Source organism: Mucilaginibacter sp. P4_D1 (assembly GCF_056401935.1).
On the sequence record NZ_JBFUIJ010000086.1, the window covers coordinates 1 to 10,769 of the forward strand.

Here is a 10,769-nt window from a genome sequence, read left to right on the forward strand (position 1 = left end):
CCCTTGGGCCGGCAAAGCCAATCAATGAACCAGGCTCGGCAATATTTATATCGCCCAACATAGCATATGATGCTGTAACTCCACCTGTAGTAGGGTCGGTTAATAAAGAGATGTAAGGGATTTTAGCTTGCGATAGCAAAGCCAGCTTGGCAGATGTTTTGGCCATTTGCATTAACGAAAACGCGGCTTCCATCATCCTTGCACCGCCAGATTTGGATATCATCAGGAAAGGGATCTTGTTAGCTATGCTATGATCTATCGAGCGGGCAATTTTTTCGCCTACAACCGAACCCATCGAACCACCTATGAAATTAAAATCCATACAGGCAATCACAATGTCTTGTCCGTAAATTTTGCCCACACCTGCACGAATAGCATCTTTTAAACCGGTTTTTGCCTGGGTTTCTGTCAGTCTATCAGTATATTTTTTGGTGTCTTCAAAATGCAGCGGATCGCCTGATGTTAAATCGGCAAATAATTCTGTAAACTCGTTATTATCAAACAAAACAGAAAAATACTCTTTTGAACCTATACGCAGGTGAAAGCCACAGTAATGGCAAACATATTGATTTTCAACCTGCTCAGAATAGTGTAAAGGTTTCTTACAATTGGGGCACTTATTCCAGATACCATCAGGGGTTTCCTTCTTTTCCTCAGTAGTCGTAATTATCCCTTTCAACTCTCGTTTAAACCACGCCATATCTATGTCTAACTCTTTCAATTGACTACAAAGAAACGAAAAAAATTATAAACTGCTTAAATATGGATTACTAATAAGTTCATAAAAATTACCCCACTGTAATTTACAGCTTGTAACCAGACGTATAGTGCTGTTTAGTGAAGAAAAATCGGCAGGGGCGCTGGCCTGGCTTAAGCAATCCTAAAATGTATTTTACGCCTTTAGTAGTAATCGTATTTGATTTTAAATAAGGTGTTTAAATTAAAATAGTATGGTTTTTAATTTGTAACATTATATTTTTAATTACCTAAATTTTAATCCGATGAAATCAGACAACCTTGTACTTGTATTTGTTCATGGCTGGAGTGTTACCAACCTTAACACCTACGGCGAATTACCCCTGCGTTTAAAAAAAGAAGCTGCCAACATTGCCCCAACAGTAACAGTTAAAGATATTTTTCTTGGGCAATATGTCAGCTTTCATGATGAAGTACAGCTGCATGATATCTCCCGGGCATTTGAACATGCTGTTCAGGAGCAATTATCGGCCGAGATAGCCGCCAATAACCGCTTTGTTTGTATAACCCATTCTACAGGAGGGCCGGTGGTGAGGGAATGGTTTGACTTTTATTATAATAAATCTGATGCCCCCGTTTGCCCTATGAGCCATTTGATTATGCTGGCGCCAGCCAATTTTGGTTCGGCATTGGCACAATTGGGGAAAAGTAAAATAAGCAGGTTAAAATCGTGGTTTGAGAAAGTGGAGCCAGGGCAGGGCGTACTTAACTGGCTTGAGCTTGGCAGTGATAAATCATGGGACCTTAATGAAAAGTGGATAAAAGGAAAAGGAGGGGAGATTGGTGAAAATGGCATTTTTCCTTTTAGTATAATAGGACAGTCTATCGACCGCGCGTTTTATGATAACCTTAATTCGTACACCGGCGAACTGGGTTCCGACGGGGTGGTAAGATCGGCGGCCGCTAATTTAAACGCTACTTATGTGAGTGTAAAGCAGGGGCCTGTTGTTAATACCGGTGGTAAAGATACACCGGAGGCAATGACGGTGGAGTTTGATACTGCCCCTAAAACAGCCTTCAGGGTTGTTAAATGGAAGGCACACTCTGGTACCACTATGGGAATAATGGCCAGCCCTAAAGAAGATACTTCCAAAGATAATGCAGAAAGTGCTGCGTTGATTGAAGCGATATTGGATTGTATTAAAGTAAATAATATAGCTGATTACAACGCCCTTGCCGATGCATTTGCAACTCAAACAGATGAAGTTCAGGCAGTAGAGCAGGTGGAGAAAGTATCGGAAGGCTTTTTTCTGCACGACAGGTATTTCATTCACGATAGATTCTCGATGGTGATTTTCAGGATTCATGATTCGGAGGATTACCCGCTAACAGATTATGACCTTATTTTTACCGCCGGCGACAATGCCGATCCTAATCATTTACCGGAGGGCTTTTTTGCCGACAGGCAGCAAAATAGTATATCGCCGCAAACGGTAACTTATTTTGTTAACCATGATATCATGAACGGCAGTGCCCCTATTATATTTGATGGGAAGGAATTACGACCGAAATTATTTGGAGCGGAAAAGCTGGGTCTTATTGTAAATCCACGGCCCGATACCGGTTTTATTAAATATGTGCCATTTGAAATAAGGGCCGACGATGACTTTTTGAAAAAAGTTATACAACCCAATTCAACTACGCTTATTGATATTTGCCTACAGCGCGTTGTTAGCCAACAGGTGTTTGGACTGATCAAATATAATGGCCCAATGCCTTATAAACATGATTTTAGCGACCTTGAACCGGGTACCGATTATGTAAATTGATTATATAGTTAACTTTAAGGTTAACATGAAATTATTGAAATGATAATAAAAGGACAGATTTTAACCCGGTTTTGCCCTTTTATTATCATTTTTCCCTTTAAAACTATCGTTTTAATATACTTTGCTTATAAAGCTGAACAAAATGTTAATATTCAACTATTAATAGTAACATTTCTTACCAAAAACAAAGAAATTTTATAACTTCGAGGCCCAAATAAAAGCTCATGGATTTAAAAAATTATAAAGGTGTTCTGCACGGCGATCAGGTGCAGGAACTGTTTGAAGCAGCTAAAAAGCATCAGTTTGCTTTGCCGGCGGTAAACGTTATAGGTACTAATACTATTAACGCGGTTATGGAAACAGCTAAGCTGGTAAATTCCCCGGTTATTATTCAGCTCTCAAATGGTGGCGCGCAATTTTACGCCGGCAAATCATTAGATAATTCAAAACTACAAGCCTGTATTTTAGGTGGAGTATCGGCTGCAAAGCATGTTCACTTACTGGCCGAACATTATGGTGTTGCCGTAATTTTGCATACCGACCACGCCGCAAAAAAATTATTACCGTGGATTGACGGCCTGTTAGATCATGGCGAGAAGTTTTTTGCCGAAACAGGCAAGCCACTTTTCTCATCGCACATGCTTGATCTTTCTGAAGAGCCTATCGAAGAAAATATCGAGATATCTGCTAAATACCTGGAGCGTATGGCCAAAATGGGCATGACACTTGAAATTGAATTAGGTGTTACCGGTGGCGAAGAAGATGGCGTTGACAATTCTGATGTTGACAGCTCACGTTTATATACGCAACCAGAAGAGGTTTCTTACTCGTACGAGCATTTATTAAAAGTAAGCCCACGTTTTACTGTGGCAGCTGCTTTTGGTAACGTACATGGCGTTTACAAACCAGGCAACGTTAAATTACAGCCGGTTATTTTGCATAACTCACAAGAGTATGTAAAACAAAAATTCAACTTAGCCGAAGAAAAACCTATCAACTTTGTGTTCCACGGTGGTTCTGGTTCAAGCCAGGAAGAGATCCGCGAGGCTATTTCATACGGTGCTGTTAAAATGAATATTGATACCGATATGCAATGGGCATACTGGGAAGGTATTAAAGATTACTACAAATCAAAAGAAGGATACCTGCAATCGCAAATTGGCAGCCCTGATGGTGAAGATTCTCCAAACAAAAAATATTACGATCCGCGCGTATGGTTACGCAAAGGCGAAGAGAATTTTGTGAAAAGGCTTGCAGCAGCTTTTGAAGATCTTAATTGTATCGATGCCACCAGCAAACTATAAATAACCAATTTTAAAACTATTAAAGCGTCGGTACAACAAATGTACCGGCGCTTTGTTGTTTAGCCGAAATGGTTATTAAGCAACATCTACAAAATGGCTAAGACAACAAAAAAGAAAAAAAATCTGTTTGAAAGGTTTGCCAACTGGGCAACTATTGCTACCGGAAGCTCTGCTGCGTTTATAGGCGCTGTATCTATCATCATCGTATGGGGCGTAACTGGGCCCATTTTTCAGTACTCCAATACCTGGCAACTCATCATTAACACTGGTACAACAATAGTTACCTTTTTGATGGTTTTTTTGATCCAGAAATCGCAAAATAAAGATTCAAAAGCCATACATTTAAAGCTGAATGAATTGCTGGCCTCGCACCAGGGAGCAAGTAACCGGATGGTTGATATTGAAGACCTTAATGAAATGGAACTTGACCAACTGCATAAGTTTTATGTACAATTATCTGAACTTGCCGAGTTGGAAGATGACATCACCTGCACCCATTCGATCGACGCGGCCGCCGAAAACCATAACAGCAAATTAGAGCACCTTAAAACAAGTACACATTACACCAATGCCATCAAAAACCGAAGTAAGAAAAGTAGTTGAACAAGCAGACCTGGACAAGGCATCAGCCATTAGATATGAAGTATTTGTTATTGGCCAGGATTGCCCACCCGGACTTGAGGTTGAATTTGATGATGAATCGACACATTTTTTGGCAACTGTGAATGGCGAGCCGGCCGGTGCCTGCCGCTTTAGGAAAACCGGGAAAGGCTATAAATTAGAACGATTTGCCGTACTCGAAAAGTTCAGGGGACAGGGTATTGGCCAGGCTCTTGTAAGTGCAGCGCTGGAAGCTTTACCGGCCAAAGCAGATTACATTTACCTACACTCGCAGGTACAGGCGGTATCATTATATACCAGGTTTGGTTTTGAGCAGTCGGGGCCGGAGTTTGAAGAAGCCGGGATGATGCATTATAAAATGGTCAAGCGGTAGGTTTCACTACGGTAGTTGCTATCGCTTTATATCTGATAGCCGGAAAAGCCATTTTCCTGTTGCTTATCGTTACTATTTATAACAAGCATCTAATAACAGTATTATAATTTGAATCGAATTAAGATTTTGTCATGCAACCAATTTAGTCATGGTATCGTCTCCTGTTTAAATTATATATAAATACCATGAAAACACCGGTTTACCTATCATCGAAAACATTCATTTTAAAATCTTTTTTTAGCTGTTTATTCTGTTTGCTTGCAATAAGCAGCTTTGCACAGAATAAAACCAAAACAATAGGTAACAAACCCCGCGAAGGATCGGCAAACAACTCCTTTTCGGTAGTAAAAGGCAGGCAGATTGGAATTCAGATGAACGCCGGCCGCAAACAGGTTCAATTGCTAAAGCTTAACTTTCATGCCGCCAACCATGCAAGTGACAGTGTTACTTTTAAAGTGAATGTGTATAAAATGAACGGCAAGCTGCCTGTAGATACCAATCTTATTGTGGCAGAAATAAGGGGCACCATCCCCCAATATAAAAATGGCGAGCACCAATTGGTAACTGTCGACCTCTCACCGTATAATATTGTAGTCTCCGGGCAGATCCTGGTTGCTATTGATATTTTGACCGCTAAAAATGGATCTGAAATAAGTTTTGCGTGCGGGTTGCTAAATGGTGGCACTTTCCACAAAGAGCCAGGAACCGACAAATGGAAAAAAATACCGGTTGTTGGTGCAGATTTTAACGTGCTGGTAAAGAAGTTGAAGTAGATAACGACAATTGTCCATGGCGTTATAACCAGCTAGCTACTCAAACAATTCCTGCTCATCAGTATAATAAGTTTTTCTCGATCCTTCTTTCACCTTGATTTCTGCACCTTTTGGGCTGTGGGTTTTCTTTGAGTTATGGATCAGCATAAAATCCCGAACTTCACCGTTGATGATTTCCGGGTTTGATTTAAGGATTGCCTTTTCAGCATTTTTTAAAACATCGTGAATGGCATGAGTAAGATCTTTAAGCTTGGCTTCGGGTATTTTGTTACTTACCGAAAAAGGGGAGAGGCCCGCATGCCACAATATTTCATCGGCGTAGGCATTGCCAATACCCCGGATAATCTTTTGATCTAATAGAACAGCTTTTATGTTGGTTTTGGTTTTAACTAACCGTGTTTTTAAAAAGTCAGCATTAATTGCCATGGCATCCGGCGATTCTTTTTCTTCCGGGTTTAACGTGGGATTGGCAATACCCTGGAAATCAGTTAGCACCAGGCCGGTGTCATCGGTAAAGTGTAATTCGATGATGGGATATTTATTTTCGTTTTTTCCATCAAACAAAAACAATTTGCCATGGAGCATCAGGTGCAGGGCCAGTACATCACCATTTTCGAATTTTAAATAAAGCTCCTTGCCTTCGCGGTACACCTTATCCAGCTTTTGACCTTCAAGGGTATCCTTTAATTGCTGATGGCTTACATTAAGCTTTTGGGCATTAACTATAATAATCTCCTTAACGGTTTTGCCGCCAAGTTTTTTATCAACGTTGTGGCTGAAGGCCTGCAGGTCGGGTAGTTCGGGCATGGTGGTTGATGTTTTAAAAATCAAACCAAATATAAACGGATTAGTTTTTAATTTACCAGCTGATTGTCACTTGCCCTGCCAAATCCTACTGTATCCCGGTACATTTGTGGCGATACATCGGCATTGGTTTTAAAAAACCGGCTAAAGTAGTATTCGTCTTCATATCCCAGCTCCCACGCAATTTCTTTTACAGGTTTATTGGTTAAATACAATTCGCGTTTAGCCTCGATGATAATGCGTTCGGCAATCAGGTTACTGATGGTTTTATTAAAATGGCTTTTGGTGATACGTGCCAGGGCCTTAGCCGAAATGTTAAGCATATCGGCATAGTCACTCGCGCTGTGCTTGGTTTTGTAATGTATTTCGATGGCATCCTGGAGGCTTTGTAAAACAAATGGCTCTTTGTTTACCTTGTCGGGGTCCCTGTCCAACGACTGCTGTTCGGATTTTAGGCGGGAGGCCGTGATCAAAAAAATTTTCAGATATGATACCAGGATATCAAATTGGGCCATACCCTTGTTTTGCATTTCGGCTTTTACCTGGTTTATCACCATATCAAAAGTAGCCGCGCTGGTGGAATCGATTTTTATATATGGAGGATGGTAAATATTATCAAACAAAATGCCACTGCACGATACCTCTTTATGGTGCTTATGGATGCAAAAAAAATCGGGGTGAAATTGAATAGCCGCGCCGTTAATTGCTTGCTCTGTAGCAAGCATAAACGGCTGGTAGGGCGTAAAAGCCAGCAGGTTGTCCTTCTCAAAGCTGTATTCCGAAAAATCAGATTTTAACCTGCCCGATCCTTCTTTTACCCAGATAACCGAAAAATAATTATTACGCTGTAAATGGTCAAAATAGCTGTTATCCTCAAATAAAAAAAGTTTGAAGGCAAGGTTGCCGGTCACAGGATCAACCAGGGTAAATGTATTTTGATTGTCTGCCATTTATTTTGATGCTAATTGTGCTTTAAGGGCTTGGTTTTCGGCTCTCAATTTATTGATGTATTCGTGTTGGACGGCAAACTCATGTTGAATCTCTTCAAGTGTGTACCTTGGGGTGATATGTTGTGGGCAGTTCCAATCGTAAGCTTTTACCTTTAATATAATGATCCTTTCGGGCTTAAATTTATAATCCGGCAGGTTTAGCTTATCATACAATTCGGTGTTATTTTCGATTTCTAAAATACTCGCTTCTGCAAAAATCTTAAGCCGGGCTTTTGCCGCCTGGTCTAACAGGAATAAAGCTACCTTATTATGGGTAACCAAATTACCTGCGGATATGTACTGCTTGTTGCCTCCAAAATCAATAAACCCCAGGGTTTCATGATCCAACACCTTTAAAAAGCCTTTAGGTCCACCGCGAAACTGTATATAGGGGTACCCGCTTTCGCTAATAGTGGATAGATAAAAATTATCCTGCTGGCTTATAAAATCCTCTTCGCTTTCGGTAAAACCATCGGTGTATTTAAATTCTTGCTGCCGTGCATAACCAGCCCGGCTGCCGTAGCGTTCCTGGAAACCTTTTACGGCATCAGTAAAAGCAATTTGCGCGTAATTCATGATCCTGGTTTTAAAACAGTTTTCTATCGGTTTCGGCAATAGGCATATCGTTAATGCTGGCAAAACGTTTTTGCATGTAGCCGTTCTCGTCAAATTCCCAAAGCTCGTTGCCATAGCTGCGATACCACTGCCCGGTATGGTCGTGCCATTCGTACTCAAACCTTACGGCCATACGGTTTTCGCGGAATCCCCAAAGTTCTTTCTTTAATTTATAATCCAGTTCTTTCTCCCATTTGCCCGTTAAAAACTGTTTAACTTCTTCGCGGCCATTTATAAAATCGGTGCGGTTGCGCCATTCGGTATCAATGGTATAGGCAAGGCTCACCTTTTCAGGGTCGCGGGTGTTCCAGGCATCCTCTGCAGCCTGCACTTTCAGCTGTGCTGTTTCCATATTAAAAGGAGGAAGGGGATAACGTTTGTTTTCCATGACGAAGTTGTTTTAAAGTTGATAAAATTAGTGAAAGAGGGCCGAGAAGTAAGAATCAAGAGTCAAGAATCAACATGAAAAAACTGCACCCGGCCTAATTATTGATCGCCGGCACTTAATTCTTTTTAAAAATACCTGGAGCTGTCTTAATTCTTGATTCTTGCCTCTTGATTCTTTTTACAAGGCTTCAACAGCTTTATAAGCATTTACCACCGGGAAATCAATGTCGGTTTTGGCGGTATTGTTAAAATAGTTGGTCAGCACATTTAATGCTACGTGGCCAACAATTTCGCCTATCTCGCCATCAGTAAAGCCGGCTGCTTTTATTGCTTCAACGTCGGCATCATTTACCAGGCCTTGTTTAGCTGTTAATATGGTTGCAAATTGCAAAGCTGCAGCTGTTTTAGCATCCTGGCTATTGGCGTTACGGGCATTTGTTAAAGTTGTAGCGTCAATATGTGCCAACTTTTCGCCAATATAACTATGTGCGGATAAACAGTAATCACAATTGTTTTTTTCGGATACGGCCATGGCCAACAGCTCACCGGTTTTTGCACCAAGCTTGCCATGTGCCAATGCGCCGCTAAAGTTCAGGTAACCTTCTAATAAGGCCGACGAATTGCCCATGGTGCGCATCATGTTAGGTACAACACCCAATTTGCTTTGTATAGCAGTAAATAACTCTTTTGTTTTGCCTGTAGCTTCGTCAGGACTTAATGCTTTTAAACGTGCCATTGTAGTATGTTTTTTGTTTGTCGTTATTGACAATACAAAAGTGCACACAGCGGCAAACTTACAACATGGATGAATTTCGTTAGTACATGGACAATTTTCCCAAACGCATTTTTTCACGCAGAGACGTTAAGCCGCAAAGTTTTTTATTACTTCCTCTAAATACCGTCTATAATAAAAAGTCCCTGTACCTTTTTGCAGCAGCTTCTAAAGCCTTATCCTGTATTTTATTCAGCTTACCAAACAGGTTATAGCTGATATCAACGTCATTTGTTTTAATAGTCCTTTTCCAGTTGCCAACAACCTGGTTATCTATCACAATCACCGGATCGAAAATTACGTACCTGGCCTGCTCTTTGTGTTGGGGTGCAACCAGCGCGTCCCTGTCTTTATAGGCTATGGCAAATTCATCATAAGCAGGCAGCAAGTACGCTTTATTTTTAGTTAGAACAGTTGTTGAATGATGAGGCATCCAATATGTCTTTCCGTCAATTACTTCGCTTATCAGGCGACCCTTTATATGTTCAAGACCGGTACTTGCGTCTGCAATAGTAAGCCCCGACCAGTTGGCAAAATCATGTACAGTAGCGGGGCCGCGTGTATTGAAAAAGCCAGTTGCCAATTTATTTAATGCCTCTTCGTGGGTTAGCGATGGCGCGGCGGGTGCCCTGTCGTCAAGCAGCGCGTAGGTAAATTGTTTACCAACGCGGGCTCCACTGCAAATAACACCGTCAAGTTCGGCATGCATCAATAAAAGGGTAAAGCGTAAGTCGTCGGTTGGGATATGATTTCCGTTTAGCGCGCCGGTTAATTCTGCCCTGGTGAGTTGTTTATGGCCCTGCATGGTTTGGATAAAAACTTCATTAGCTTTATTGAATACAGTAGCATTTAGTTCAAATTTTTTATACATGCCCGCATTAATGGCATGTATACGCGGCGCGGTAAGCGCCAGTATCCAACGGATATCCCAGGGCGCAACAAAATGCCAGGTAGGTCTCAATAGGTGGGTACGTAATATGCGGCCATCGGTAATTGCTTGTTCAACAACGCTTTCTTTTGCCGAGGTCATACGTGTCCCAATAGCCCATTTAGCCCCGGCGTAATCCTGGGCCTGTATGGCCAGCATGTTCTTAACAACATCCTCCGGGTTGCAAAAAACAGGGTTGCTAATGTACTGGTTATACATTCGCAGCCGGGCTAAAAGGTTATCTTTCATTGATTGTGTTTGAGTTATATTGTAAATTTATCAGGCCTTAATGACAAAGGCATGTCAGTAAGGGGAAATTTATTATAAGTAAATGAAAAATATTAACTCATCGTATTTAGCGATAGGTGTTGCAATAGGCCTGGCGCTGGGTATAGCGCTTCACAACGTGGCCATAGGTATATCATTGGGCATTGCAGTTGGTTTGGCATTCAGCGCACAAAAAAGAGAACAATAAATTAAAGCCCGATCAAACAAATCAAGAGGCTGTATCATAAATCATGATCAGCCTCTTTTTTATTATTAATGGTTTATTGCTATAAAATCAATTAGTTATCTATGGTTTTATTTGTTTTAACAATCTGATTTTCATATATTTAAAGTATAGATATATGAGATATGGCAATCAGACAACCTGTTTTCAAACACTATGATCAGCAG

General features: G+C 41.0%; 13 protein-coding genes. 6 read left to right on the forward strand and 7 right to left on the reverse strand.

Annotated elements, in window-relative coordinates:
- Nucleotides 1–700 (reverse strand): acetyl-CoA carboxylase carboxyltransferase subunit beta (locus tag AC1DV1_RS30655; protein WP_477368473.1); only part of this gene is annotated, 700 nt, incomplete at its 3' end.
- Nucleotides 701–1,001: 301 nt separating this feature from the next.
- Here AC1DV1_RS30655 and AC1DV1_RS30660 point away from each other — a divergent pair.
- The 5 genes from AC1DV1_RS30660 to AC1DV1_RS30680 all read left to right on the forward strand — a co-directional run bounded on the left by AC1DV1_RS30660 (nucleotide 1,002) and on the right by AC1DV1_RS30680 (nucleotide 5,596).
- Nucleotides 1,002–2,525, forward strand: a complete 1,524-nt coding sequence (locus tag AC1DV1_RS30660; RefSeq protein ID WP_477368440.1) for a lipase family protein — start codon at nucleotides 1,002–1,004, stop codon at nucleotides 2,523–2,525.
- A gap of 224 nt (nucleotides 2,526–2,749) precedes the next feature.
- Nucleotides 2,750–3,829 (forward strand): class II fructose-bisphosphate aldolase, encoded by a 1,080-nt coding sequence (fbaA, locus tag AC1DV1_RS30665; protein ID WP_147060299.1) that lies wholly within the window; start codon nucleotides 2,750–2,752, stop codon nucleotides 3,827–3,829.
- Nucleotides 3,830–3,922: 93 nt separating this feature from the next.
- Complete coding sequence (locus AC1DV1_RS30670) at nucleotides 3,923–4,432, forward strand: low affinity iron permease family protein (RefSeq protein WP_477368443.1); 510 nt, start codon at nucleotides 3,923–3,925, stop codon at nucleotides 4,430–4,432.
- Nucleotides 4,398–4,823: a GNAT family N-acetyltransferase gene (locus AC1DV1_RS30675; protein WP_477368446.1), complete on the forward strand. Its 426-nt coding sequence runs from the start codon at nucleotides 4,398–4,400 to the stop codon at nucleotides 4,821–4,823. Before AC1DV1_RS30670 ends, AC1DV1_RS30675 begins: the two co-directional genes overlap by 35 nt.
- Nucleotides 4,824–5,008: 185 nt before the next feature.
- Nucleotides 5,009–5,596: a hypothetical protein gene (locus AC1DV1_RS30680; RefSeq protein WP_477368449.1), complete on the forward strand. Its 588-nt coding sequence runs from the start codon at nucleotides 5,009–5,011 to the stop codon at nucleotides 5,594–5,596.
- 36 nt (nucleotides 5,597–5,632) lie between these two features.
- On the opposite strand, the gene AC1DV1_RS30685 is transcribed toward AC1DV1_RS30680, so the two are convergent.
- The 6 genes from AC1DV1_RS30685 to AC1DV1_RS30710 all read right to left on the reverse strand — a co-directional run bounded on the left by AC1DV1_RS30685 (nucleotide 5,633) and on the right by AC1DV1_RS30710 (nucleotide 10,340).
- Nucleotides 5,633–6,403, reverse strand: coding sequence for a DNA-formamidopyrimidine glycosylase family protein (locus tag AC1DV1_RS30685; protein ID WP_477368452.1), 771 nt, complete (start codon nucleotides 6,401–6,403; stop codon nucleotides 5,633–5,635).
- Nucleotides 6,404–6,450: 47 nt separating this feature from the next.
- Entirely contained in the window at nucleotides 6,451–7,350 is a 900-nt protein-coding gene (locus tag AC1DV1_RS30690) for a helix-turn-helix domain-containing protein (RefSeq protein ID WP_477368455.1), read from the reverse strand.
- The gene (locus AC1DV1_RS30695; RefSeq protein ID WP_477368458.1) at nucleotides 7,351–7,965 is read right to left on the reverse strand and encodes a pyridoxamine 5'-phosphate oxidase family protein; all 615 of its coding nucleotides are present in this window, start codon (nucleotides 7,963–7,965) and stop codon (nucleotides 7,351–7,353) included.
- A gap of 10 nt (nucleotides 7,966–7,975) precedes the next feature.
- The gene (locus tag AC1DV1_RS30700) at nucleotides 7,976–8,392 is read right to left on the reverse strand and encodes a nuclear transport factor 2 family protein (RefSeq protein WP_477368461.1); all 417 of its coding nucleotides are present in this window, start codon (nucleotides 8,390–8,392) and stop codon (nucleotides 7,976–7,978) included.
- A gap of 177 nt (nucleotides 8,393–8,569) precedes the next feature.
- Nucleotides 8,570–9,127, reverse strand: a complete 558-nt coding sequence (locus AC1DV1_RS30705; RefSeq protein ID WP_477368464.1) for a carboxymuconolactone decarboxylase family protein — start codon at nucleotides 9,125–9,127, stop codon at nucleotides 8,570–8,572.
- 166 nt (nucleotides 9,128–9,293) lie between these two features.
- Nucleotides 9,294–10,340 carry a winged helix DNA-binding domain-containing protein gene (locus AC1DV1_RS30710; protein WP_477368467.1) on the reverse strand — a complete coding sequence of 349 codons (1,047 nt, stop codon included), beginning with the start codon at nucleotides 10,338–10,340 and terminating at the stop codon, nucleotides 9,294–9,296.
- An 82-nt stretch (nucleotides 10,341–10,422) separates the two neighbouring features.
- On the opposite strand from AC1DV1_RS30710, the gene AC1DV1_RS30715 reads away from it, so the two are divergent.
- A complete protein-coding gene (locus tag AC1DV1_RS30715) occupies nucleotides 10,423–10,566 on the forward strand; it encodes a glycine zipper domain-containing protein (protein ID WP_477368470.1) in 144 nt (47 codons plus the stop codon).
- Nucleotides 10,567–10,769: the final 203 nt, after the last annotated feature.